Origin of the sequence: Halalkalibacter sp. APA_J-10(15), from assembly GCF_023017105.1 — a bacterium.
Lineage (GTDB): Bacteria > Bacillota > Bacilli > Bacillales > Bacillaceae_D > Halalkalibacter.
Genome location: NZ_JALKEV010000084.1, coordinates 1 through 284, shown reverse-complemented (window position 1 = coordinate 284; position 284 = coordinate 1). Strand labels below are relative to the sequence as shown.

The following is a 284-nucleotide window of genomic DNA, read 5'->3' as shown; positions in this document are numbered from 1 at the left end:
ACGAGTAATAGACGATTTGAGGCAAGAAATTAAGTCTCATAGCAAAATAAAAATCGCAGCTGCATCTTTTTCAATCTATGCGTATGAGGCACTTAAAACCGAATTAGAAAAAACGGATGCTGTTCAATTTTTGTTTACGAGTGATTTATTTACGAAAGAGAAAGTGCCTAAAGAAAAAAGAGAGTTCTTTATTCCACGGTTAAATCGTGAGAGTCAGTTATACCGCGATGGCTTTGAACTAAAAATGCGAAATGAGCTATCTCAAAAAGCCATTGCTAAAGAGG

At 35.6% G+C, this 284-nt stretch carries 1 protein-coding gene; it reads left to right on the top strand.

Translation table 11 applies throughout. The annotated features are described in order from the left end of the window. The coding region (locus tag MW695_RS22365; protein WP_247107627.1) for a phospholipase D-like domain-containing protein at positions 1 to 284 on the top strand (284 nt) is incomplete at both ends.